This is a genomic window from Candidatus Poriferisocius sp. (assembly GCF_965208355.1).
Lineage (GTDB): Bacteria > Actinomycetota > Acidimicrobiia > Acidimicrobiales > Bin134 > Poriferisocius.
Window position 1 is genome coordinate 1,521,718 of record NZ_CBDBOM010000003.1, and the last position, 23,821, is coordinate 1,545,538.

The following is a 23,821-nucleotide window of genomic DNA, read 5'->3' on the forward strand; positions in this document are numbered from 1 at the left end:
ACCGTCTAGCCAGAGCCGCTGTTAACAGCCCTAACGCTCCCTTCATTCTACGGTGGCGATGAACCATCGCGGTGGTAGATATGTGACGGAGTAGGGACCGTCGCCGTTGTCGCTGGGCGTCTCGGAGGGATCGACAACGCCAAGCTGTACTCGGGCGATCAGATAGTCAGTGCCAACGGCTAGATCAACGTTGGTGAGCTCTTTCTCAACATCGGTGAGATCGGTGAGTCCGAAGGCTTCGGAGAGGGTCTGCCATACCCAATCGACTCCGTTGGCCGACCAGCCCACCCACGCCTCAACCTGTTGGGGTCTGATTTCTGGTGCGGCCAACAGGCTCTCAGCGTTGGCCCAAGGTTCCAGTTCTTCTCTGGTGAACGACACCAGATGCTCACCGGTCTCGGGATCCTCAAAGACCAGCAACTCGGTATCGCCGTCGTCCCCTTCCACGACCTGAATGCCCTCGGGGAGCATGTTGGCCTGTTCACTCTCGGGGTCGAACTGGTAGACGGCAATGTCTTGGGTCAAGTCCCAAAGGGAAAAGCCGCCCTCGGGCTGGTTGTAGCGCAATTCGTAGCCGTCCTTGGCCACCTGCAAGCTCAGCTCGAGATCCGCATCGGGGAAGCTCCCCGGCAAGGCCACCATGGCGACGCCCGCGGGGCCGACCGAGAAACGACTCGCATGGGCGATGCCCTCGGGAAGTTCAGCGACCAGGGGGGCGGTGTACACGCCGTCGAGGCGCTCAACTCGGTAGTCGCTTGCTGTTCCACCGGATGTCCAGACCGTCTGGTTGGTAGACCCGTAGTAGTTGGAGAGTTGATCGACGGGAACGCCGTCGCCGGTGGCCAAAGGAGTTTGGCTCCATTGGCGGCCATCAGGGGAGGCGAGCTTGAGCGCCCCCTCGTTGGCCAGCATCAAAAGATGGAACCCGTCGGTTGCGCCGTATCCGGCAACATTCCAGCCCTGGTACTCGGCCACGAGTTCCGCATCTCCTCCGTCGCTATGGAAGAGGCGGACAAAGTCCCGATCGCCTCCGTAGAGCAGATCTTCTTCTTCGGAGGTCAGCTCAAATGACTCAGGCGGTGACGACTCGTCTCGGGTGAAGCTCACCGTGTTGCCTTCCACGCCCATCCAGCCCCTTATCGACTCTTTGTCGGGCACCAGTCCCCGGGCCACGATTACCGACGCGATATCGGTGTGGATGCGGTTCTCCGTGGCAATCACCATGTTCTGCCCTGACACTGTCGCGGCGGCAACCCGGGAAGTCTCATCGGGAGAAACGATGTCGAGGGCTAGGTCGGTCCACGTGGTTCCCTGGTCGTCAGAGAAGAATGCCTGGGGTTCTGACATCGTGTCGTTGAATCCCCAACCGGTTACCAGCCAGCGGTCTCCGGCGATGTCGAATCGCTGGGGACTAAAGCTTGTTGGCATGGTGACATCAGTCCAATTGGCACCGTTGCCGGTGATGAGCACGCGCCCCTCGGAGGAATAGGTTTCGCCGACATTGGGCGAGCCGGGAAGGGTCCAACCTCGGGCGATCACCCGGCCGTCGCCCAGCGATTCGATGTTCTCGAATACTCCCCGATTGGCACCGAATACTGCTTCGGGCTCGAACCCGGTCCAACCCGGTGCTGGCCCGGCAGACAGGCTCTCCGGCGTCGGAGGCTCAGTACTCGCTTCTGAGCCAGTCTGGGGGAAGTCTTCTGGCTCACTCGGAGCTTCCGAGGTCGGCGCAGGAGTCGGTTCTGCGCTCGGTTGGGGCGCAGGGGAGGCAGTGGGATCATCGACAACGATCACTTCATTGGGCTGATCGCTCTCCAAGGCGTTCCATGCCGAGATTCCCCCCACCACCAGGGCAGCCGACGCGGCGATACCCACAACCGCCCGGCGGGTGTTGCGAGCTTTGGCCCGAGCGGCGGCCCGCTCGGCGATCGAGGACACCGGCGGGCGAGCAGCCGGGGTATCGACTCGATCTCGGATGGCGGAGCCCAAGGCTTCGCCAAGGGCCTGATCGTCTGCTCCGGTCTGGTTCTCAGGGGTGCGGCGCTCGTCGCTCACTGCTCGACCACCTTTCGCAACTCGGCCAATCCTCGGGAAGTGGCGCTTTTGACTGTGCCCGGCCTTATCCCCATGGCCTGGGCGATCTCTTTCTCGGTCATGTCGGCGTAGAACTTCAAAACCAGGATGGTCTTCTGTCGGGGGGAGAGCTGGTCTAGGGCATCGAGCAGGTAGTCTCGATCCTCGGGTTGGGGGGGAATGAACGGCCGAATGCCGATGCGCCGTCTCACTTCGCGTTTCCTCAGCTCGCTGCGGGCGCCGTTCACCACCGCGGTGCGCAGGTAGCCGCCGGGATTGTCGAGCCGATTCCAGCGCTCATACACCCTTGCGAAGGCGTCCTGGACGATCTCTTCTGCGATCTCCTGGGTATCCACCAGCCCTCGGGCAAGGCGAACCATCGGCCCGTATTCATCTCGGTACAGGTCGTCGAAGCTGGCCAGTTGGTGGACTTCGCCAGCTGTCGCGGACCCGTGCCAAATCGGCTGGTCGCCCTCTGAAACTCCCGAAGCCATCCAAGGGATAGTCTTCATCACTTGGCAACGACGCCCGGTGATGCCCTTTGGTTCCCTTTGCGCTGACGGGAGGCGCGGGCAACTCAGGCCAATGCAGCTAGCTCTCTTGTCTGACGGACTTGTCAGGCGGCAATGACGTTCTTTAGCAGCGCTTCGTTGGGCTCGGCGGGCAGCTGATCGAGGGGCACGGCGATCTCATCGTGAGTGGGGCCATGCTGGGCGGCCAGCGGGGCCAGAGCGTCGAGGTCAAATCCGTACAGGTCGGCGGCGTTGCCGGCCAGGATCTGCTGGAGCTCTACCGGATCGGCATCGCAGAACACCTGGCGCAGGTGCTCGCGGGTATAGGGGCCGGTGCCCTCGTTGTGGGGATAGTCGGAGCCCCACATCAATTTGTGCGACCCCAGCACCTCCCGGGCAGCGGCGTCATCGTGGCCGGGCTGGCTAGTTCCCACCCAGCAGTTCTGTTGGAAATACTCGGTGGCGCTCTTGGGCAGTATGTGGCTGTCGTCGTAGCGCATCTCGCCCATGCGGCCGGTGTCGCGGATCTTGGCCAATGTCTCGTCCATTTGGGCCAAAGCGCCCACCAGCCAGGCGCAGCCCTGCTCGGTCATGACGAACTTGAGCTTGGGGAACCGCTCGAACACCCCCGACAGCAATAGCTGGTAGAAGGGCCGATGGGAGTAGAAGCTCACCTCGGTGATGAACAGCAGGTCGGCCACCGAGTACTTGCCGTAGTTGGGGGCGCCGGTGCCCCCATGGCTGTTGACGATCACCCCGAGGTCCTCGCAGGCGGCCCAGAACGGGTCGTACGCCGGGTCGTACAAAGGGGAGAGGTCTTTGCAGTCGGGCGGAATAGCCGAGATGAGCACGCCGCCGCGCAGATTGTTGGCCGCGATGAACTCCACGTCTTTGATTGCCTCATCAACGTTGTTCAAGAAGGTCTGGCCTATGCCGGCTCGTTGATTGGGATACTCCGCACACCATTCGGCCAGCCAGCGGTTGTGGGCCCGGATTCCTGCCAGTCGGTGTTCGAGTTGGTCGGCCCGGGGCGGACGGGCGAACAGGATGAAGCTGGGAAAGAACGGGGGCACGGTGTTGGGGAATACCACCTCGCCCACCTGGCCGTCGGTGTACAGGTCTCCCAAGCGGCGCTCGTTGTCCCAATTGCGCACCCGGCCCCCGTCTTGGAGGTCGCGGAACGGGTTGCGGTACTTCTCCCGCCAAGCGTCGAAGTCGTCGAGGTACTTGGATTCCAGGTAGCCGCGGTAGGTCTCGTGGTTGGCCCCGGCGTGGCAGTCGGCCGAGATGATGGTGTACCGGTCGCTCATTCCACTAGTTTGCCAACTGTGAGCAACTCGCCGGGCATCGTGGAAGGGGAGTGGGACGACCAGCCCCGCAACTGGCGGACGTTCTTCAAACGGTGGCGCCGCAGCAAGGAGTTGTTCCGGCTCGAGGTGGTCCGCACCGAGGCCATGTCAGCAGGTGAATTCTTCGTGGTCGGCCGGGCCACTGCGGGACGGGTCCAAGAGGGCGACGCTTTGGTAGTCGACGTCGGCGATCAGGCGGTAGCTACCAAAGTTGTCTCCATCGACCACACCGTGCAAGGCGACAGCGGAGACGGCGGCGATGAGTTCCACATGCTCATGGCCCTCAAGCTCGACGGAATCGGTCCCGACTCCGGTATCCAACCCGGCACCACCATCCGCCAGCCTGCCTAGGCACTCCTCACGGGGTGAGCAATTGCCCGAGGCGGCGGCTGGCTATGGCGGCGCCGGCGGCGGCTAGGGCCAAGAGGTAGGCGATGTGGACGACCAAGTCCATGCTGATGTCGCCGGCGATGAAGGCTCGCTCCATGGCCACGCCGTGGTAAAGGGGGGTGGCCTGCACCAGAAACTGCACGGCCCGGGGGTAGGTGTCCAGCGGGAAGAAGGTGGCTGAGAACAGGAACTGCACAATGAGCGGCACGGTCACCAAGTCGAGGTCGTTCCAGCTCCGCATATAGCTGGTGGCGGCCATGCCCAAGGCAGCAAAGGTGAATCCGATCAGAGTGGCCCCCGGCAGTGCGGCGATGGCCCAGAACGAATCCACCAGCCCCAGCCCGGCCATGACTCCCAGAAAGCCGCCGGAGTACAGGGTGGCCCGCAGCACCGACCAACCCATCTCGCCCAGGGCCAGATCAACCACGCCCACCGGGGTGGCCAGCACGGCGTCGTAGATCTTGGCCCAGGTGAGCTTGTAGTACATGTTCATGGTGCTGTCGTAGAAGGTGCCGTTCATGGCCGAAGTGGCCAACAGCCCCGGCGCCACGAACGTGCGGTAGTCGACGGTGCGCCCCCCGACAGTCACGTCGCCCACCAACTCGCCGATGCCGATGCCGATGGACAGCAGGTAGAACACCGGCTCGAAGAACCCCGACAACAGCGTGACCCAGGTACGCCGGTACACGGTGATGTTGCGCTCAACAACGCGGGCAAACCGATGCGACGGCAACAAGCCCGCCGCCGAGGCCAATCCCAGCCTCGACGGACGTCGTCCCTGCTTCACATTGGCCGGGCTCATTCGTACAGCCTCCGGGTGTAAGTCCTGGCCGATAGCAGCGTGCCGATCAGGATCAGGGCCACCAGGTAGGCGAGATGCCCGGCCAGCTCCCAATTCACCCCGCTGCCGGTGCTAAGCGCCCGGCACAGCCGCACTCCGTGCCACACCGGGGTGAGCCAGGCGATCTGCTCGAGGACGATCGGCAGCTGCGATACCGGGTAGAAGATGCCCGAGAACAAGAACATGGGCATGATCACGAACCGGGTGTAGGTGCTGAAGTTGTCGGCGTTGATACGGGTGGCGACAAAGGCCGCAGTGGGGGTGGCGAAGGCCATGCCGCACAGGGCGGCGCATACTGGGGCCAGTACCGCCAGCGGGGACGAGACCGCTCCGAAGGCGGCCATCACTCCTAGGAATACGAAGCTGGCCAAGGTCACCCGAAAGGCCATGTAGGTGAAATGGCCCAGCATGATGTCGCGGCCCCGCAGCGGGGAAGCGGCCATGGCCATGTAGGTGCGGTACCACTTGAAGCCGCCCAGCACCGGGTACGTGGACTCGTTGACCGCCAGCATCATGGCATTTCCAGCCAACAGACCGGGGGCCAGAAAGTCCAGGTAGTCGAGCCCGCCCAGATCCCGGCCCGAACCGACCTCGGCGTCGACCAGCGAACCAAGGCCCAACCCCATGGCGGCCAGGAACAGGATCGGACTCAAGAAGCTGGTGAGCAGCGAACCCTTCCAGTTGCGCCGATAGGTCAACAGCCAATACTCAACCGCCAACTTTGTGCGGGGAACGACTGCGGCCGGTGGCATCAGTCCACCAGCGACCGGCCGGTCAGGTGCAAGAACACGTCTTCAAGGGTGCTGCGTCGCACCAGCACGCTCTCATGTTCGACCTCGCCGAGAAGGGCCACCAGCCGCTCGCCTTGGTCGGTATAGAGCAGCACCCGATCCGGCAACTCCTCTACTCGCTCATAGAGCTCATCCCTTGTTTGGGCCTCAGGGCTCTCCCCTAAGCGGCGCAAGGCGTCGGCCATCACGGTCACTTGCCCGTGGGTGCGCACCTCCACCACCTCTCGGGTGGAGTAGCGCTCGATGAGCTGGCGGGGTGAACCCTCGGCCACGATCTTGCCCCGGTCCATTACCACGAGGCGATCGCAAAGCTGCTCGGCCTCGTCCATGTAGTGGGTGGTGAGCACCTGGGTCACTCCCCGGCGCTTGAGCGTCCACAGCCGCTCCCACACCACATGGCGGGCTTGGGGATCGAGGCCGGTGGTGGGTTCATCCAACAACAGCACTTCGGGCTCGCTGATCAGGGCCCGGGCGATGGTGAGACGCCGCTTCATGCCTCCCGACAGCGGCTCGACGTGGTCGTTGGCCCGCTCGGTGAGCTGCACGAAATCGAGCAGTTCGGCGATCCGGGAGCGCAGCAACGACCGAGGCAGATCGAAATAGCGCCCGTACACATACAGGTTCTCGGCCACCGACAGCTCCTCGTCGAGGTTGTCCTGCTGGGGGACCACCCCGAGACGGGTTCGGATCTTGGTGCCCTCACGAGATGGGTCCATACCCAAGATGCGCAGGGCACCTCCGGTGGGGTCAGACACACAGCCGATCATCCGCATGGTGGACGACTTGCCGGCGCCGTTGGGTCCCAGAAAGCCGAATACCTCGCCCCGCTCGACCTCGAAGTCGATGCCGTCAACCGCGGTGAAGTCGCCGAACTGCTTGGTCAGGCCCCACGCGGCGATCAAAGACACGCAGCGAGATTATGGCGGTGAAGGGTTCGGTCAGCAGTTTTGGAGCAAGTGCTCTTGTGTCAGTGGCAATCTGACCGAGCCGAGGCCGCTGGGCCATGATGGGGCTATGAGCTATGAGCATCTATCGCCCAGGAGCACCAATGAGCTATGAGCATCTATCGCCCAGGAGCACCAATGAGCTATGAGCATCTGCTGTCGCCGGGTCGCATTGGCACTCTGGAGTTGCGCAACCGGTTGATCATGGCCCCGATGGGGGAAGAGCTGGGGGACGAGAACGGGGAGGTGTCCGACGACCAGGCCGCCTACCTGGAGGCCCGGGCCAAGGGCGGCATGGCCGTGGTGATGCTGGGATCGGTAGGGGTAGCCCATCCGGTGGGCTGCTCCAACAAGCGTCAAACGGCCATCTCCGACGACAAGTTCATCCCGTCGTGGCAGCGGGCGGCCGACCGGGTCCACGCACACGGCGGCAAGATCGCCATGCAGCTCACCCACGCCGGCAAGATCGCCCTGCAAGACACCATGGCCGGGCGGCCACTGTGGGTGCCGTCGGAGCCGGGACCGGCCAATATCGACCCGCTCTATGGGATGGTGAGCGCAGATGAAGGGGCCATGATGGCCGAGCCCCTCATCGCTCCCACCTCCAAGGTCCACTACCGGGTGATGGACCGCGACGACATCGCTACCGTGGTCGATCAGTTCGCCGCGGCCACCGTGAGGGCCCGGGAGGCCGGCGTGGACGCAGTGGAATTGCACGGTGGACACGGCTATCTCATCGACGCCTTCTTGTCGCCCACCATCAACAGCCGCGACGACGAATATGGCGGTTCGGTGGAGAATCGGGCCCGGTTCTTGGAGGAGATCCTCACCGAAATCCGCAGTCGGGTGGGAGACGACTACCCGGTGTGGGTGCGACTCAACAGCACCGAGGTGGGCATCGACGGCATCGTTCTGGACGATGCCCTCCACAACGCCCGAGTGGCCGCCGCAGCGGGTGCCGATGCCATCCACGTATCGGCCTACCACGACCCCGGCATCGCTACCGGACCCACCGACTCCTATGGCCCCCATGTGCCCGAGCTGCTGGTGCCCAATGCGGCCGCGGTCAAAGCCGAAGTGGACGTGCCGATCATCGCCGTGGGCCGGATCAGCCCTGAAGCCGCCGATCGGCACATCGCTGAGGGCAAGTACGACTTCGTGGCCATGGGCCGCAAGATCCTGGCCGACCCCGATCTGCCCAACAAACTGGCAGCGGGCAATTCTGAAGACGTACGACCCTGCGTGTACCACTACCGCTGCATCGGAAACATCTTCCTGAGGGTGGGCACCCGGTGCGCAGGCAATGGCTTTCTGGGCCGGGAAGATCAGCTCACTGCCGAATCGGCGCCGGCGGCCAAGCGGGTGCTGGTGGTGGGTGGAGGGCCCTCGGGCATGGAGACTGCCCGGGTCGCCGCCTTGCGGGGACATGAGGTGATCCTGGCCGAGGCGTCTCATCGCCTGGGCGGCCGGTGGGCGCTGGCGTCGGCCACCAGCGACGTGAACGCCGAGCTGATGGAGTGGTTCGAACGCCAGCTCGACCAACTCGGGGTGGATGTACGGCTCAACACCCGCTTCGACGCGGCCGCGGCCAGCGCTCTGTCACCGGATTCAGTGGTCGTTGCAGTAGGCGGACGGTGGGGCCGCCCGGAAGTGGACGGCATCGACGGCTCCAACGTGTGGGGGGTGGACGATCTGGCCCCGTGGCTGCTGGACGGCAACCCGCTGGATGCGGCCCGGATCGCGGTGCTAGGTGGCGATTTGCCAGGCCTCGGGGTCACCGAAGCGGCTCATCATCAGGGGGCCGAGGTCACCTTGATCGAGTCCGGCCCGGCGTTTGGCTTCTCGCTCGGACTGCCCGGTCGCTGGCGGGTGGTTCACGACCTTGGCCAGGCCGGGGTGAATCTGGTCACCGGGGCCCAGGTCACGGCCATCACCGAAGACGGCGTGGTGTGGCGCACCAACGGCACTGAGCAGACCACACCTGCCGACCTGGTGGTGGTTACCTCCGAGTTGGCCGCCGACACCTCGTTGGCCGACGAGCTGCGGGCTACTGGTGCTGAAGTCCACGCGGTAGGCGATTGCGCCCAACCGGGGTACCTGGAAGGGGCCATGCGCTCCGCGGTCGAACTGGCGGCCACGCTGTAGCGGAAAGGGGGTTGCAGTGAGCTTTCGTCTGGCCAACCGCGCCGGGCAGGCAGTGCTGTTGGACGGGCAGGACTATTGGGCATTGGGCACCGACCCGATGGACGCCCTCGCCCGCCCTCAGGAATTGCACGACCGCTGGGCTGGCCGAGGCGCGCCCGACGGGCAGGTGACGCGGGCCGAGTTGGGACCGCCGGTGCCTACGCCCATGCAGGTGTTCGGCTACGGCCTCAACTACATGGACCACATCCAAGAACTCGACCGAGAAGACCCATTGGGCAGCGCGGCCAGCGAAGCGCCGGTGGTGTTCACCAAGTTCCCCACCTGTCTGGTCGGCCCGGCTGCGCCGGTGAAGCTGGTGGGCGACCACTGCGACTACGAATGCGAGCTGGTTGCGGTGATCGGCACCGAGACCCGCGACGTGGACGAATCAGAGGCTTGGGACCGGGTGGCCGGGATAATGATCGGCCAGGACATTTCCGATCGGGAATTGCAATCGGCGGCCATCCCGCCCCAATTCAATCTGGGCAAGTCCCGAGAATCCTTCGGCCCCACCGGCCCGGCGCTGGTCAGCGTCGACTTGGTGGACAACCCTGACGATCTGGCCATCTCATGCCGCGTTAATGGCGAGCTGCGCCAGAACAGCCGCACCAGCTACCTCATGCGCCCGGTGGCCGAAATGGTGGCCTACCTCTCATCGGTCCTCACCTTGTACCCCGGCGACCTCATCTTCACCGGCACCCCCGGAGGGGTCGGCCATGCCCAAGGCCTCTACCTCAAGCCGGGTGACGTGATCCGCTCCGAGATAGAGGGTCTCGGCATGATGGAGAATCCTTGCGTCTAGACGGCTAAGGCAGTTCCAGCATTTCTGCCGTCTCGGCGCAGGTGGCGATGGGGCGGCCGACCTCATTGCACAGCGCGACGGCTTCAGCCAAAAGATCCTGGTTGGTGGGGGAGCGGTCGGGGTCGTAGAACTCCTCGATGCCCACGTGGAGGTGGCCCCCCAGCTCCAGGGCCAGCCGGGCCACTGGGGTGGCCATGAGGTCGCCGCCCCACACTGAAACCGACCACGGGATTCCAGTGCCCTCCAGCATGTCCAGATAGGCCAGCAGGGCGTGCTTTGTGGGAGGAAGACCGAATGTGACTCCTTTGGACCGGCGGGAGAGCCCCCACTCGGCTCCGAAGTAGAGCTTGGCCATCGATCCGGCGGGCAATTGGCCAACCCGGTGGTAGGTGAGCACGCATTGCAAGAAGCCGGGTTCGTAGATGGCCATCGCCGGGGCCCATCCGTTGTCGCGGCACAGGTCAAAGCTGGCTCGGATTTCGGCGTAGTCGTTCTTATAGGTGCCGCCCACCGGCAGGCCGTCGGGCCCAGCGCCGCCGATGTTGGTGGAGCCGGGATCCACGGCCACCATTCGCAGAGGCAGCTCAGCGGAGATCATGGCCATGTGGGCGTACTTAGCTTGATGATCCCCCGAGGTGAGGGTGGGATACCACAGCGCGTCGGGGCGGGCGGCCATCACCGGGGCCATAGCCTCGATATAGGGGCCGGCCGCGGCATCGCCGGTGAGGCTGATGTCGTGATTGTGGGTGTGGATGATGGCTGCGCCCCCCTCTAGGCAGGCCAGGGCGTCTGAGGCGATGGCCTCTGGGCTCAGCGGGACGTTGGGATTGATTTCGGGGCTGGTGATGCCGTTGATGGCCACCTCGATGATTACCGGGATTTCCTCGTTTGCAACTGCTGCCATGGGCTGAACCTAATGGACAGTGAGGGCCGGTTCCGGCGACCAGCGGCTGGCGTGGTTTACTTCGGGGCGTGGTTGCACCGGCAGGAGACGGCCCTTGGTTTGAGGACTTCGCAGTAGGGCAGCCGCTCGACCCTGCTCCGGCCATTACCGTCGGACCGGGCGAAGCCGCCGTCTACCAGGCCATTTGCGGCGATCCGCTGGCCATCAGCCTGAGCCTTCCGCTGGCTGAGGCCATCACGGGTCAGCCCGGTTCAGTGGTCAACCCCGCATTGGTGCTGCAAGTGGCTATCGGCCAGTCCACCGTGGCCACCCGCAAAGTGGTGGCAAACCTGTTCTACCGGGGCGTGCGCCAACTGCGCACCGTGCGGATTGGCGACACGCTTTCCACCACGGTCACGGTGCGGGGATTGCGGGAAGCCTCAGCTCGGCCCGACCGGCCTCCCCGAGGCCTGGTGATGCTCGGGATGCAGACCCACGATGACGAGGGCCGGTTGGTGCTGGACTTCGAGCGATGCGCTCTGGTCCGACGACGCTCCGATGCCCCCACCGGCCACCATGACGAACTCGGTGGAACCCCCGATGAGCTGGACATTGCTCCGTTCGCGGAGGCCGCCCCTGACGACTGGGACCTGACCCCCCTGGGAGCACCCCAGGATTGGCCCATCGGAGAGACACGGAGTGATCCGTTGCGGGACACAGTGACCGATGCCCCCGCGCTCGTGCGGCTCACCCAGAATCTGGCGCCGCCGCACCGGGATGCTTCTCTAGGCCAGGGAGGCAAGCGGCTGGTGTACGGCGGGCACACCGTGGGTCTGGCCCAGGCCGGCTTGGTGCGGCTGCTTCCCACCGCAGCCACCGTGGTGGGGTGGCATCTCTGCGATCACTCCGGCCCGGTGTTCGAGGACGACGTGGTGGATGTGTCAGCCACCCTCGACGCGGTGCATCCGGTGGCAAATGGCCGACTCCTGGCCTTCACCGTGATCGTTCAGGCCGAACGAGGCGGTGCCGATCCGGTTCAAGTTCTGGACTGGCGCCCGATCGTGTTGGCTCCGTGACCGATAACCCGGAACCGAGTGACCATGAGCTGGCTCACTGGCTGGCCCAGCAAGCCGGAGAGCAACTCCTGGCGCTGCGTGAGGAAATGGAGGAGTCCCACACGGGCTATCTCAATCGGGAGTTGGCTGGGGATCAGCTCAGTCACCGCTATCTCACCGGCGCGCTGGCCCAACTGCGACCCGACGACATCGTGCTTTCGGAGGAGGGACGGGACGACGGCGCCCGACTAGAAGCCGAGAGGGTGTGGATAGTCGATCCGCTGGACGGCTCTTCGGACTTCGCCGATCAGTGGAGCGACACCTGGGCGGTGCATGTCGGTCTGTCGGTAGACGGAGAGCCAGCTGCGGGGGCAGTGGCGGTGCCCCCCTGGGGCCGCACATTCAGCACCGCTAGTAGGGACGAACCGCCCTCCGACACCGGTCGTCGTCGGCCACTGGTGGTTATGTCCCGCTCCCGGGTGCGATGGGACGGTCACCGATTGGTCCGGCACCTGGATGCCGATGTCTATGGCGTGGGGTCGGCTGGGGTGAAGGCCATGGCGGTGGTTACCGGCGAAGCCGACGCCTGGGTCCATGCCGGAGGCCTCTATGAATGGGACACCTGCGCCCCGGCGGCCATCGCCTTGGCCGCAGGTCTGCACACCTCCCACCTCGACGGCTCACCCCTGCGCTACAACCGCCGTGATCTGGCCCAATGGGGCATCCTCATCTGCCGACCTGAGTTTGCTTCTGACCTCAAAGCCGCTTTTGCCGCATAGCTATCCTGCCTCCATGAGAATTGGCATGTTGGGAGCGGCGTGGATCGGGCCGATGGGTTTGATCGAGCCGGCCAATGAGATCGACGGGGTTGAGGTGGCCGGGGTGGCGGCCCGCGATCCCCAGCGGGCTAGGGCCTATGCCGCTGAGCACGGCATCCCGATGGTGTTCGACAGCTATGACGATCTCTTGGGCTCCGGTGAGGTCGACGCCATTTACAACCCGCTGCCCAACTCCCATCACGCCCGATGGACCATCGCCGCGTTGGAAGCGGGCAAGCCGGTACTGCTGGAGAAGCCGTACACCGCCAACGCCGACGAAGCCCGCCAAGTGGCTGATGCCGCTGAGCAAACCGGGCTGGTGGTGATGGAAGCCTACCACTGGCGCTTCCACCCCCAAGCCGACCGGGCTATCGAACTAGTGAGCTCCGGAGCAGTGGGCGAGGTGACCCATGTGGAAGCGGCCATGGTATTTCCGTCGATGCACGGCCCCGACGACATCCGCTTCCGCTACGACCTGGCCGGTGGCGCCCTCATGGACACCGGCTCCTACGCCCTCAGCAACCTCCGGGCATTCGGTGAGCTCGACGTGGTGCGGGCCGAATCCGAGGAGATGGCCCCCGACGTCGACCGGCGAACAACCGCAGAACTGCGCTATCGCAACGGTGGGGCCACCGCGTCCATGCTCTCGGAGTTCACCGGCACCGACCAGAAGGCTGAGCTCGGCGATCCCGAAGACATTGACCCAGACGCATTCGATTTCGAGTTCCGGGCCGAGGTAGTAGTGAACGGCACTGAAGGGCAACTGCACATCGACAACCCACTGGCCCCCATGTGGGGGAGGGGCCTGACGATCACTGATCCCAATGGTGAGACCGTTCTTCAGGAAGCGGCCGAGCCGGTGGCAACCTATACCTGCCAGCTCCGGGCCTTTCGGACCTGCGTTGAAGACGGCGGTCCCAACCTGTATCCGCCTTCAGAGTCGATCAAGACAATGGAGCTCATCGACGCGGTCTACGAGGCTGCGGGCCTACCGGTGCGAGTGGGCGTCTAGCTATCGAGTTCAACCAGCAGCCGCCGGGTGGCGTCGCCGAGCAGGCGGGCGAACCCCACCGGCCCTAACGCCTCCAACCGGCCAGAGTCGAAAACCTCCAAGGTCAGGGGGGCCTGGCATCCGGCACCGCGGATGGTCCGCAGCGCCCCCGACAGGTCCATTGCCCCTTCGCCGGGTACGCAGCGGAGATATCGGGTGGCCCACCCCAAGTCCTCATGGGGCTCAGCGGGGGCGTCGTTGAGTTGGATGGCCCCGATCAGGTAACCGGGAATGGCCGCGAAATCGGCGAAATCTCCGGGACCGTAGAACACGTGCCAGAAGTCCACGGTGAGCCCGCAGTTGGCCCGTCCCGTGGCCGCCACCACTTCGGCGCTGGTAGCGGGGTCGGGGATGGGCCGGTTGCGGCTGAACTCCATGTACACGTCCGCCCCGATCTCGGCAGCCTGATCGGCCAGGCTGGCCATGGCCTCCACTGCTTGCTCTTTCGTCGCTGATCCTGGGCAGACCAGCAGCGAGTTCACCCCAGTGGCCCCCAGGGCGGCAGCGGCCTCGAAGACCGCCTCTCGGGGCGCCTCCTCGTAATACGGGCCCCCGGGATCATCGGGACCAACCCAAACGATGACCGCGTCCATGTCGACCACGGCCAGATCGGCGTCGCGGATGCGCTCTCCGATGGCCGGGTCGGCGGGGTAGACGGCGGGCCACAGTGTCAGGCCCGTGAAACCGCCAAGCACCGCCGCTTCCACCAGCACTTCAATCGGGGGATTGTCCAAAGAACCCGAGCTGAGCACCAGATCGTCAGAGCCGAGGGTCACTCCCATAGCATGGCACCCCATGTCTACCGACCACGTCACCCATCCCGACGACGAATTCCACCCGCCGACGTCAGACGACCCCTTCTGGACGGAGACTTGCTGGTTTACCTTTGCCGCGCCGCAACACAAGCTGTCGGGCCAGCTCTACCCGTTCTTCCGGCCCAACCAGGGGGTCACCTCCGGAGGAGCGTTCTTTTGGGACACGGGCGGCGACCAGATCTGGAACTGCCGCTACGCCAAGAACTTCTGGCACCTTCCTCTGCCCGACCAGCCGCTGAGCGACATCGAATTGCCCAACGGCATTCGCTATCGAGCGATCGAGCCCCTGAAGCAATACCGAATCGGCTTCCTGTGCCAAGACGATGGGGAAGCTGAGGTGGACCTGACATTCTCCGCGGTGTGCCCGCCCAACTACCTGGGTGATGGCCACCTCGACCAGCCCGGTCGCTACCAGGGCACGATCCGGCTAGGCGACGAGACCTACGAAGTAGACGCCTACGGGATGCGGGACCGATCGTGGGGGCCGCGCAGCCAATTCGGGCCGACCCTGCACGGAGCGGCGCGAGGCGGCTACAGCTACGCCACCGCGTCGGACATCAACGGGTTCCATGCCTTGACCATGGCCTTTGGCGAGGGGGACGATCCCGATTGCACGGTCATCCACGGGTACTACCTGCGCGACGGCGAATATTCCCGGCTGGTGCCCGGCCAGGGTCGCCGCGACGTGTTGGAGCGGGACCCCGGCACTGGCGCTCCTACCGTGGTTCGGATCGAAGCGGTGGACGAGTCAGGCCGTGAGCTGGTAGCCACCAGTCAGGCGGTGAACAGGATCGGCGTACACCTCAACCCCAACCTGTGGACCTGGAACTGTCTCAGCGAGTGGACGTTCGGCGACGCGGTCGGTTGGGGCGAAGACCATGACAACTGGAGCGCCGCCGGATATCGCCGCTTCGTCCGAGGTCACCTCGGATTGGACTGAGCCGGGCTGAGCCGGTCTGGGCCTGGTCAGCCTGCTTCTCGGTAGTCGGCCAATTCGACCCCTTCGATGAGGTCGGCGAATTCGGGGGTGACAGCAGCATCGATGCGGTCGGTCAGGTTTGACAGGAAAAATGATGTTGCCAGGTGTTTGAGCGCCGCCTGCATGGCCAGAGGATCAGCGTATTGGGGCATACAGCCGTCTTCAGCCCGGGCCACCTGTTCAGCCCCAAGAAGTGGCTCGAGCACTCCCAGCCCACCTCCGGCCAGGATGACGGGACAGCTGTCGGTGAAGCTGTTGTGGCCAGCCTGAGCCAGATTCACGAAGGCTCGGGGCCCGGGGGCTGCGTCATAGCTGGCCAGGCTATTCTCAGTGGGCACGGTGAGATCCAATTCAGCCACTATCACCAGGATCGGTTTGTCGGCGGCCTCTGGGGGAGCAGTACCGCCACCTGCCAGGGGAATGGCGGCCAATACTGCCTCGTTGGCCAATGCGTTCAGAGCGGTTCTGGCGCCGGCGGAATGGCCGATGATCCCCACCCTGGCGGTGTCGGCGCGGTCGCCGTATGCGGCGTCAAGGGCTGCCAACGTGTTGGCCACATCAGCCTGATCTTTCTCAGGACTGGACTCTGCGGTACCAAAGGCCTGGGCAGGCAGATTCCTGTGGATGTGCTCAGGGGATGCGACCACGATGCCGTGCGATGCCATATGGGTGGTCAAGAAGATGGCAACGTCCCGGTGGCCGCCAAACCCGTGGCTATAGATCACCACCGGATAGGCGCTCCCGTCGGCCAGCGGTGCGTCGCGATAGGAATTGGTCTCAACCGCTCCCTGCATGCTGTCGGGAATCAGGGATCGAAATGCTTCCGGGATGACTTGGGAAGAGTCGTAGATCTCGGTTTCCATACTGGCCACCGCATCTGAATCAGCGGGATACCAGACGGAGAGGGGCTGCTGGCCGGGTTCTGCTCCTAACTCCAAGGTCATTACCCCCACCGGAAACTCTCCAAATTCGGTGAAGATCTGCGGGGGCGCTGGCGTGGGTTCCGGGGTGGGCTGAGCCGTCGGCTCAGCAGTCGGTGCTGATGCCTCGGTGGGTTCAGGTTCTGGTGCTGGTGTGGGCGCCTCGGTGGGTTCAGGTTCTGGTGCTGGTGTGGGCGCCTCGGTGGCTTCAGGTTCTGGCGCTGATGTCGGTGCGTCGGTGGGCTGTTCAACAGCAGGCGCGACGGGCTGCGAATCATCGTCGTTGGAGGAACACGCGGCGGTGATCAGGGCTACGACCAGCCCGAGAGAGATCAAGACAGTGCGCGCTCTGTGTTCGGATAGCCCAGGTTTTCTTGGATCCACTTGAGAAGAATAAGCTCCGGCCATGGGCCGAAAGTACAAGGTAATAAGCGCTGATGGACATGTGGAGACGCCACCCGACGTATTCGTCAAATACGTCCCCGAGCGGTGGAAGGACCGAGCACCCCGCCTGATTCACCTCCCCGAGGGGGGAGAGGGGTGGCTGATCGAGGGTCAGCCCCTGCTGCGCAACGGCCAGAACATTGCCGGGCGCGACAAGGTGAAGTTCTCCGGTGGCACCTACTTCAACGCCGATGGCAGCCCGGCCGAAGGGGCTGGCCCCGCTGAGCAGCGTCTTCGAGAGCAAGACCTCGACGGCATCGATGCCGAGGTGCTATTCCCGCCGGTATTCGCCAGCCGGTTCCTCGAGGGCATCAAAGACCCCGATGTGTACCGCTCAATGATCCGGGCCTACAACACATTCTTGGCCCACGACTACTGCTCGGTGGCCCCTGACCGGCTCATCGGGAACGCGGTGACGCCCATCACCGGCATCGACCACGCGGTGGAGGAACTCGAGTTCGTAGCCGAGGCCGGCCTGCCTTCGGTGGCGTTCTACAACTTCCCCAACGGCTCTCCTTACGCCGACCCAGTGGACGACCGATTCTGGGAGAAGAGCCTGGAGCTGGGCCTCAAGCTGGCCCCACATTTCGGCTTTGGTGCAGGTCAGGCTCCGCCGCAATCAGCGGCCAAGGGCACGTCTGACAGCCCGTGGGCCACTGCGCTCGTACAGCGGGCCGGCAATCACTCCCCGGTGTACTGCATGGCCCAGCTCATTGCCGCCGGAGTGCTAGAGCGGTTCCCGGAAATCAAGTTCTATTTTGCCGAGACCAACGCCAGTTGGCTGCCGGGCACGCTCTACTTCATGGACGACAACTACGACCTGTTCGGCGATTGGTTCAAGGTGAAGTACGAGCGCAAGCCCAGCGAGCAGGTGCTCGACCACTTCCACTTCAGCGTGATCCGCGATCCGGTGGTGTTCGACATGGTCGACATCATCCCGTGGGACAACATCATGTGGGGGACCGACTTTCCCCACTCGGTGGGGTCGTTTCCCGACTCCCAGGAGTTCATCGAGGAGAACTTCACCAAGGTGGACGAGACGATCTCTCGCAAGGTGCTGCTGGAGAACCCGGCAAGATACTTCGACTTGGATCTGGAAGCCGACATCACCGAGACGCCGGCGGCCTGACCCTCAGCTCAAATCGAGCACCCCTCGGGCCAGCTTCCCGGCCTCGAGATCGTCAAATGCCTTGTCGAGCTCGGCAAGGTCGTAGGTGGCCGACACCAACTCGTCCAGCAGCAGTCGACCGTCGAGATACAGGTCCACCAGAGCGGGAATGTCGAAGGCGGGCCGGGACGATCCGTAGCGGCACCCCATGATCGACTTGTTCTGGTAGAGCTTGAACGGGGCGAGTTCCATCACCGCATCCATTCCAGCTACCCCCAAGATCACCATGTCGCCGCCGGGTCCCAGCATCTCCACCGCGTCGATCATCAGCGATGTGTTCCCCACGCATTCCACTGAGCAGTTCACCCCGCCCCCGGAAATTTCCCGCACGGTATCGACAGCCGGGTCATTTCCCGAGTCCACGAAGTGGGTGGCGCCGAATTGACGGGCAAAACCCTCTTTGGCCGGGTTGTTGTCGACCGCAATGATTTTTGTGGCCCCGGCGATACGGGCGGCTTGGATCACATTGAGACCGATACCCCCCACGCCTATCACCGCCACCGAGTCGCCCCGGTACACCTGAGCCCGGTTGAATATGGCGCCAGTGCCAGTGAGCACGCCGCAGCCAATGAGGCAGGCGCTGGTGAACGGCACTCGCTTGTCGATGGCCACCACCTGGCCTTGGCCCACTACAACCTCTTCGGCGAACACGCCTGTGTTGGCGAACCCCATGATCGTCTCACCCTGGTAGGTGAAATAGGCGGGGAGGTCGCCGGGGCCGGGCTCCTCGCCGGTCTCGTTGCGCTTGGCGATGGCCGCTCCCAGCTTGGAGGTCTGGCACAGGGTGGGATGTCCAGTGGCACACACCGAGCAGCGTCCGCAATTGTCGATGGTGGCGATCACCACATGATCCCCGGCCTCGACGGTTGTCACGTCGCTGCCGACGGCCACCACCTGGCCGGCGCCCTCGTGGCCCATCACAAATGGAGGAGAGAACATCTGTCCGAACGTCCCGTTGATCACCGACACGTCGGAGTGGCAAACCCCGGCAGCGCCGATGCGCACTCGAACCTGGTCGGGTTCAAGGTCGGTTGTCCCCAGTTCGTTGACTACCAGCGCTGCTTCGCCATCAAAGAGAATGCCCCGCATAGTTGATGCTCCTGTCTTGCTATGACCGATTGATGTAGGTGTCGTCTTCGTATGCCTCAGGCCCGGTGAGCGTGCCGGGGGCCGGGGTCATCAACTCCTCGCGAAAACGGGTAGTGAACTGCTGGGCCGTGGCCCGCCATGCCACCAGCCGGTCATCGCCGCTGACGCCCTCATCGAATCCTATGGCCGCGTCGGCGGCTTTGTTGAGCCTGATATACGCCTCAGGGGAGGCGGCCCACACGGTGCACACCTCGTAGTCGTGATGCAGCACCTCCCAAAGCCCCATGCAGGTGTAGCCGTAGTCGGCCGCGGCGGGCAGATAGTCGCTGGCCATGGCAGCCAGATAGTCCCTTGCCGATCCTGGCCGTACCTCAGTCAGCTCGTGGATGAACAGCGTGCCCCGCACCTCTCCGGCGAACACCGACGCCACCGGGGGCGATTCGGGAACAGAACCCAGAACCCGGTCATATCCTCCCGTGCGGAGCTTGTAGGCCTCTTCCCACCAGTCGTCGAGTAGGTCATTGGATTTCCGTTTGAGGTTGAGGCGGTCCACCCGCTCCAGCCAGCCGTCCCAGCCGCCCGAGTCCCATAGGTTCACAACCTGGGGCCAGCGGGCGGTTATCCCCATGGTGTACCAAGTGCCGAGCAACTCGAAGCCGACTCGGGCATCGCGGTTCTGGATCTTGATGTGCTCCATATACGGCCATGCCGATTGGCCCGTGATATCGACGTATTCGTGCAGGATGATCTCTCTGTTGGCCACGGGCAGGACCCTACTCCCCAATATGGCCGCGGCAGGAAGCCTGGTGGGGCCGCCAAGCGGCAGATAGCGATCCGTTGAAGTGACACGAAGTTCAACTTGCAGCATCATGCGATCTGCTAGACCTCCTACCCATGAGGCGAAGCTCTACGTCGCCGGGTCTAGTTGCCGCGCTGGTCGTCTGCATCCTGCTGGCCGGGGGGTGCAGCGACTCGCCTAGCGACGTCGATTCAGAAGCGAGCGGCTCGGTGGATGTCGTTCGGGTCAGTCCCGGTCAGGCTGTGCAAATCCGTTCCATAAGTACGCTCAGCGACCGCAACGGCGAGCCCACTCAGATGACCATCATGCACGCAGTGGCTATCGCGATTGAAGACTACGGACTGATCCACGGCCGATTTGCCGTTGGATTAGGCGAACCCCTCGATGATCTGTGCTCGGCTGAGGGTGGAGAGGCCGCGGCCATGGAAGTTGTGGCTGACAGTTCTGTGGTGGGAGTCATCGGCCCCTCGTGTTCTGTGGCCTCCACCGAAGCGGCTCCGCTGATTTCCAGGGCGGGCATGGTGCTGATCTCATCGTCCAACACGTCGCCTGCCCTGACCTCCAATCTTGCCGGAGTCCCTGGCGACCACTACTACCCGGGGTACTACCGCACCGCCCACAACGACCTCTATCAGGGCAGGGCGGTGGCAGACTTCATCCACGAGGATCTCGGCCATGGGCGGGTCGCCGCGGTCCACATCGGCGAGGCCTATACCGAGGGTTTGGCCCAGGCCTTTCTAGACGCATTCGAGCAGCACGGGGGCATTGTCACCAGCTTCATTGAGATTGACCCCGAAGCAACCGACTTGATGCCGGTGCTGGCCGAGATAGCGAGCGGATCGCCCGATGCCTTGTTCATGCCCCTCTTCAGCAGCGAAGGCCGCAGCCTTGCCGAACAGGCCCGGGCATTCGACGGCTTAGAAGACTTGACGCTGATCGGGGCTGACTCGCTGCTCACCAGCCAGTTCCTGGAACTCGACTTTACGAGGGGGATGTATTTGGCCGGACCTGATCTGCGTTTCGGCGAGAATGCCAACTGGGCTACGGGTGCGAATGCCGAACAGATCAGCCAGCGATTTCTGGCGCGGATCGGGGAGTCTCCTGACGGCGCGTTTTGGGCCCATGCCTACGATGCGACCACCTTGCTTTTGGATGCGATCACGGCCTCTTCGCATCTTGAAGGCCAAGTCCTGGCCATCGATCGGGCGGCAGTCCGCCAGTATCTGAATCAGGTGGAGGATCTTGAGGGGGTGATCGGTACCATCGACTGCGACGAATTCGGGGATTGCAGTCCGGCCAAGATCTCAATCATCAAGCATCTGGATCCCGGCAATCCTGAGGCGTCTCTAGGCAACGTTGTGTACGAGTTCTCTCCCTGAAGCCGCTCTCAGCCGAGGACAGCCACCACGATTACCAGGACAATGACCGCGACGAGGGCAACTGAGGCCAGCAGCATGGCGCCGGGCAGCCGCCGGCCGAATAGCCGGATCATGCGCCGTCCGGGAATAGGGGATGCCGGTTCGTTGAGAGGAATCCCCTGGGGGGCAACAGCGATACCGGGCGGGTCGATGCCGGCTTGCTCTCCGTCGCGGACCTTCTCGGTCCATTCTGTGCCGTTCCACCAACGGGCCTCGTGCCGTCCAAATGGGTCGGTGTGCCATGCGGCATCGGGCTCGGGGTTCGCAGCCACCTTGCGCCGAGTCTAACCAGACAGATGCGAGTCGGGGGAGGCCTCCCTCAAAGCCGCGGACCTGGCCGGTCACGATGCACAATGGCAGGCGTGGATATGGCCGAAGAGCCCGACAACGAGCCTCAACTAGCCGAATTGTTGGCCAAGCAAGAGATCACCGAGCTGCTCTACCGATATTGCCGGGGAGTAGACCGCCTTGACATGGAGCTTGTCCGCTCGTGCTATCACCCCGACGCCACCGATTCCCACGGCACCTTTGAGGGCACCGTGGACGAGTATTTGGTGTGGAGCGAGCGACTCCTCCGTCGCTACACCGGCTCGGTCCACACCGTGTCGAACGTGCTGGTAGAAGTTGACCCGGAACCGGTGACCGCGGCCGATGGAGGCACCGTGCAGTGGGCTCGCTCCGAAGCCCATGGCATCGCCCGCCACTGGACCGAAGGCGGCCCGCCGGAGCTGAACCTGTCGGTGGGATTTCGGTTCATCGACGACGTGTCTCGGCACAACGGCGGCCCTTGGCTTATTTCGCGGCGGGTAGCCACCACCGAGTGGGTGCGGGAAGAGCATTTTCGGCCCTTCGACGAGCGGTTCCTGCGAGGCAGTCGTGATCGAACTGATCCTTTGTATGCCGACAGGCGGGAGCACTAGGCCACCCGGCCTTGGTCTCGGCACTGATCTCATTTAGCTGCGGACGGCTGGAGTACTAGGCCACCCGATATAAGTGACGGCTACCATCGGCTGGCATGCAAACCGAGAACGTAGAGCTCACCACCGCTGACGGCCCAATGAGGCTGTACGTGGCCCGGCCCGATGGCGAACCACAGGCCGCGGTCATCGTGATCATGGAGGCCTTCGGGGTTAACGGCCACATCGAGGACGTGACCCGCAGGGTGGCGGCCGAGGGCTATTTGGCGGTGGCCCCCGACTTGTATCACCGCTATGAGAACAACCTGGCCGGCTACGACGAGATGGACAAGATATTCGAGATGATGGGCGGCCTCCTAGATGATCACTCGCTGATGGACGTGGACGCCGCCCTCGACTACTTGGCCAGCCAGGGAATCTCCTCCGACAAGGTGGGCATCACCGGGTTCTGCATGGGCGGCCGGGTGACGTTCCTAACCGCCATCAGCCGCCCGGTGGGCGCCGCGGTCACCTACTACGGCGGAGCCATCGTCACCGACGGATTCACCCCGGGCCAGCCCAAGCTGGCCGACCGCCACGGCGACCTCCAGTGCCCGTGGCTGGGTCTGTTCGGCGACCTCGACGGCATGATCCCCGTCGAGGGTGTCGAGCAGCTTCGGTCCGACCTCGAAGGCAACGCCCAGCCCACCGACATTGTGCGCTACGCGGAAGCCGACCACGGGTTCCTGTGCGACGAGCGCCCGTCGTACAACGCCGACGCCGCGGCCGACGGCTGGTCCCGGATGACAGCGTGGTTCGACACGCACCTGTCGTGACCGCCGGCCAAGAGATAGTTGGGGTCATCGGCTCGGGGGTGATGGGTTCGGGCATTGCCCAGGTGATGGCCATCGCCGGCCATCCGGTGGTGGCCTTCGATATCGATCCCGACGTTGTTGCGGCTGCGCCCGGTCTGGTGGCCGAGGGCAGATTCGGTATCCAAGGGGCGGTGGCCCGGGGCAAGATGACCGAGGATGAGGCCGAGGCGGCGTTGGCCCGAATTGACTTCACCACCGATCGGGATGCAGCTGCTGCCGTGGATGTGGTCATTGAGGCGGTCCCCGAGCGGCTCGACCTCAAGATTGAGCTGTTCCGAGACCTTGACAGGGAGTGCCCCGAACACACCATCTTGGCATCCAACTCCAGTGGGTATCCGGTGCAGGCCCTTGCGGTGGCCACCGACCGGGCCGATCGGGTGATCGGATGGCACTGGGCGTCGCCGCCGCCGGTGATGAGGCTGGCGGAGATCGTTCGGGCCCCTCAGACCTCCGACGAGACCACCGAGACCATCTGCCGCCTCGCCGCCGCCGCGGGCAAGAACCCGGTGGTGATCAAAGACTCGGCGATGAGCTGGGGCTACGTCACCAACCGGGTGTACGGGGCCATGATCCGGGAGGCCAACGCAGTGGTGGCAGATGGGGTGGCCAGTCGGGAAGAAGTCGACCAGCTCATGGTGGATTGCTTCCGGTGGCCTTCGGGGCCATACGGCATGGTTTCCGGTGCCACCACCGGCTGGAAGGCCGGCAAGAAATAGACCCAGAAG

General features: G+C 64.1%; 24 protein-coding genes. 12 read left to right on the top strand and 12 right to left on the bottom strand.

From position 1 onward, the window contains the following. Nucleotides 1-42 precede the first annotated feature (42 nt). From ACOGXH_RS08345 to ACOGXH_RS08355, 3 genes are all read right to left on the bottom strand, one after another. The gene (locus tag ACOGXH_RS08345) at nucleotides 43-2,055 is read right to left on the bottom strand and encodes a hypothetical protein (protein WP_419928647.1); all 2,013 of its coding nucleotides are present in this window, start codon (nucleotides 2,053-2,055) and stop codon (nucleotides 43-45) included. Further along, nucleotides 2,052-2,567, bottom strand: a complete 516-nt coding sequence (locus tag ACOGXH_RS08350; protein ID WP_419928648.1) for a SigE family RNA polymerase sigma factor — start codon at nucleotides 2,565-2,567, stop codon at nucleotides 2,052-2,054. Before ACOGXH_RS08350 ends, ACOGXH_RS08345 begins: the two co-directional genes overlap by 4 nt. Before the next feature lie 122 nt (nucleotides 2,568-2,689). Continuing rightward, nucleotides 2,690-3,895 carry an amidohydrolase family protein gene (locus tag ACOGXH_RS08355; RefSeq protein ID WP_419928649.1) on the bottom strand — a complete coding sequence of 402 codons (1,206 nt, stop codon included), beginning with the start codon at nucleotides 3,893-3,895 and terminating at the stop codon, nucleotides 2,690-2,692. 18 nt (nucleotides 3,896-3,913) lie between these two features. On the opposite strand from ACOGXH_RS08355, the gene ACOGXH_RS08360 reads away from it, so the two are divergent. Then, nucleotides 3,914-4,285, top strand: coding sequence for a hypothetical protein (locus ACOGXH_RS08360; protein WP_419928650.1), 372 nt, complete (start codon nucleotides 3,914-3,916; stop codon nucleotides 4,283-4,285). Nucleotides 4,286-4,292: 7 nt separating this feature from the next. Here the strand turns inward: ACOGXH_RS08360 and ACOGXH_RS08365 are convergent, their stop codons facing one another. The 3 genes from ACOGXH_RS08365 to ACOGXH_RS08375 are packed head-to-tail and all read right to left on the bottom strand — an operon-like array spanning nucleotide 4,293 to nucleotide 6,864. Further along, nucleotides 4,293-5,126 (bottom strand): ABC transporter permease, encoded by an 834-nt coding sequence (locus ACOGXH_RS08365; protein WP_419928651.1) that lies wholly within the window; start codon nucleotides 5,124-5,126, stop codon nucleotides 4,293-4,295. Beyond that, nucleotides 5,123-5,917 (bottom strand): ABC transporter permease, encoded by a 795-nt coding sequence (locus ACOGXH_RS08370; RefSeq protein ID WP_419928652.1) that lies wholly within the window; start codon nucleotides 5,915-5,917, stop codon nucleotides 5,123-5,125. The genes ACOGXH_RS08365 and ACOGXH_RS08370 overlap by 4 nt, the downstream gene beginning before the upstream one ends. Continuing rightward, nucleotides 5,917-6,864: an ABC transporter ATP-binding protein gene (locus ACOGXH_RS08375; RefSeq protein ID WP_419928653.1), complete on the bottom strand. Its 948-nt coding sequence runs from the start codon at nucleotides 6,862-6,864 to the stop codon at nucleotides 5,917-5,919. Before ACOGXH_RS08375 ends, ACOGXH_RS08370 begins: the two co-directional genes overlap by 1 nt. A 174-nt stretch (nucleotides 6,865-7,038) precedes the next feature. On the opposite strand from ACOGXH_RS08375, the gene ACOGXH_RS08380 reads away from it, so the two are divergent. Further along, on the top strand, nucleotides 7,039-9,045 hold the full coding sequence (locus ACOGXH_RS08380) for an FAD-dependent oxidoreductase (RefSeq protein ID WP_419928654.1): 2,007 nt from the start codon (nucleotides 7,039-7,041) through the stop codon (nucleotides 9,043-9,045). A gap of 16 nt (nucleotides 9,046-9,061) precedes the next feature. Continuing rightward, nucleotides 9,062-9,886 (top strand): fumarylacetoacetate hydrolase family protein, encoded by an 825-nt coding sequence (locus ACOGXH_RS08385; protein ID WP_419928655.1) that lies wholly within the window; start codon nucleotides 9,062-9,064, stop codon nucleotides 9,884-9,886. Nucleotides 9,887-9,890: 4 nt separating this feature from the next. Here the strand turns inward: ACOGXH_RS08385 and ACOGXH_RS08390 are convergent, their stop codons facing one another. Continuing rightward, nucleotides 9,891-10,790, bottom strand: a complete 900-nt coding sequence (locus ACOGXH_RS08390) for a 3-keto-5-aminohexanoate cleavage protein (RefSeq protein ID WP_419928656.1) — start codon at nucleotides 10,788-10,790, stop codon at nucleotides 9,891-9,893. 68 nt (nucleotides 10,791-10,858) lie between these two features. Between ACOGXH_RS08390 and ACOGXH_RS08395 the strand changes: the two genes are divergently transcribed. Genes ACOGXH_RS08395 through ACOGXH_RS08405 form a run of 3 tightly spaced genes read left to right on the top strand, consistent with a single transcriptional unit; the run spans nucleotide 10,859 to nucleotide 13,654 of the window. Beyond that, the gene (locus tag ACOGXH_RS08395) at nucleotides 10,859-11,845 is read left to right on the top strand and encodes an acyl dehydratase (protein WP_419928657.1); all 987 of its coding nucleotides are present in this window, start codon (nucleotides 10,859-10,861) and stop codon (nucleotides 11,843-11,845) included. Then, nucleotides 11,842-12,603: a 3'(2'),5'-bisphosphate nucleotidase CysQ gene (locus ACOGXH_RS08400; protein WP_419928658.1), complete on the top strand. Its 762-nt coding sequence runs from the start codon at nucleotides 11,842-11,844 to the stop codon at nucleotides 12,601-12,603. The genes ACOGXH_RS08395 and ACOGXH_RS08400 overlap by 4 nt, the downstream gene beginning before the upstream one ends. A 13-nt stretch (nucleotides 12,604-12,616) precedes the next feature. Further along, nucleotides 12,617-13,654: a Gfo/Idh/MocA family protein gene (locus tag ACOGXH_RS08405; protein WP_419928659.1), complete on the top strand. Its 1,038-nt coding sequence runs from the start codon at nucleotides 12,617-12,619 to the stop codon at nucleotides 13,652-13,654. On the opposite strand, the gene ACOGXH_RS08410 is transcribed toward ACOGXH_RS08405, so the two are convergent. Beyond that, nucleotides 13,651-14,475, bottom strand: a complete 825-nt coding sequence (locus tag ACOGXH_RS08410; RefSeq protein WP_419928660.1) for a sugar phosphate isomerase/epimerase family protein — start codon at nucleotides 14,473-14,475, stop codon at nucleotides 13,651-13,653. The genes ACOGXH_RS08405 and ACOGXH_RS08410 overlap by 4 nt on opposite strands. A gap of 13 nt (nucleotides 14,476-14,488) precedes the next feature. On the opposite strand from ACOGXH_RS08410, the gene ACOGXH_RS08415 reads away from it, so the two are divergent. Further along, nucleotides 14,489-15,448: a hypothetical protein gene (locus tag ACOGXH_RS08415; RefSeq protein ID WP_419928661.1), complete on the top strand. Its 960-nt coding sequence runs from the start codon at nucleotides 14,489-14,491 to the stop codon at nucleotides 15,446-15,448. 26 nt (nucleotides 15,449-15,474) lie between these two features. Here the strand turns inward: ACOGXH_RS08415 and ACOGXH_RS08420 are convergent, their stop codons facing one another. Beyond that, on the bottom strand, nucleotides 15,475-16,743 hold the full coding sequence (locus ACOGXH_RS08420) for an alpha/beta hydrolase family protein (RefSeq protein ID WP_419928662.1): 1,269 nt from the start codon (nucleotides 16,741-16,743) through the stop codon (nucleotides 15,475-15,477). A gap of 70 nt (nucleotides 16,744-16,813) precedes the next feature. Between ACOGXH_RS08420 and ACOGXH_RS08425 the strand changes: the two genes are divergently transcribed. Beyond that, entirely contained in the window at nucleotides 16,814-17,980 is a 1,167-nt protein-coding gene (locus tag ACOGXH_RS08425) for an amidohydrolase family protein (RefSeq protein WP_419928663.1), read from the top strand. A gap of 3 nt (nucleotides 17,981-17,983) precedes the next feature. On the opposite strand, the gene ACOGXH_RS08430 is transcribed toward ACOGXH_RS08425, so the two are convergent. Both ACOGXH_RS08430 and ACOGXH_RS08435 read right to left on the bottom strand, forming a co-directional pair. Further along, complete coding sequence (locus ACOGXH_RS08430) at nucleotides 17,984-19,108, bottom strand: zinc-binding dehydrogenase (RefSeq protein WP_419928664.1); 1,125 nt, start codon at nucleotides 19,106-19,108, stop codon at nucleotides 17,984-17,986. A 19-nt stretch (nucleotides 19,109-19,127) separates the two neighbouring features. Next, entirely contained in the window at nucleotides 19,128-19,871 is a 744-nt protein-coding gene (locus ACOGXH_RS08435; RefSeq protein WP_419928665.1) for a hypothetical protein, read from the bottom strand. A 131-nt stretch (nucleotides 19,872-20,002) separates the two neighbouring features. Here ACOGXH_RS08435 and ACOGXH_RS08440 point away from each other — a divergent pair, with 131 nt between their 5' ends. Beyond that, nucleotides 20,003-21,286, top strand: a complete 1,284-nt coding sequence (locus ACOGXH_RS08440; RefSeq protein ID WP_419928666.1) for a branched-chain amino acid ABC transporter substrate-binding protein — start codon at nucleotides 20,003-20,005, stop codon at nucleotides 21,284-21,286. An 8-nt stretch (nucleotides 21,287-21,294) separates the two neighbouring features. On the opposite strand, the gene ACOGXH_RS08445 is transcribed toward ACOGXH_RS08440, so the two are convergent. Further along, nucleotides 21,295-21,597 carry a DUF2510 domain-containing protein gene (locus tag ACOGXH_RS08445; protein WP_419928667.1) on the bottom strand — a complete coding sequence of 101 codons (303 nt, stop codon included), beginning with the start codon at nucleotides 21,595-21,597 and terminating at the stop codon, nucleotides 21,295-21,297. An 81-nt stretch (nucleotides 21,598-21,678) separates the two neighbouring features. Here ACOGXH_RS08445 and ACOGXH_RS08450 point away from each other — a divergent pair, with 81 nt between their 5' ends. The 3 genes from ACOGXH_RS08450 (at nucleotide 21,679) to ACOGXH_RS08460 (ending at nucleotide 23,812) form a co-directional block, all read left to right on the top strand. Next, entirely contained in the window at nucleotides 21,679-22,245 is a 567-nt protein-coding gene (locus ACOGXH_RS08450; RefSeq protein WP_419928668.1) for a nuclear transport factor 2 family protein, read from the top strand. Nucleotides 22,246-22,340: 95 nt separating this feature from the next. Further along, complete coding sequence (locus ACOGXH_RS08455; protein WP_419928669.1) at nucleotides 22,341-23,057, top strand: dienelactone hydrolase family protein; 717 nt, start codon at nucleotides 22,341-22,343, stop codon at nucleotides 23,055-23,057. Beyond that, nucleotides 23,054-23,812: a 3-hydroxyacyl-CoA dehydrogenase family protein gene (locus tag ACOGXH_RS08460; RefSeq protein WP_419928670.1), complete on the top strand. Its 759-nt coding sequence runs from the start codon at nucleotides 23,054-23,056 to the stop codon at nucleotides 23,810-23,812. Before ACOGXH_RS08455 ends, ACOGXH_RS08460 begins: the two co-directional genes overlap by 4 nt. The last annotated feature ends 9 nt before the right edge of the window (nucleotides 23,813-23,821 follow it).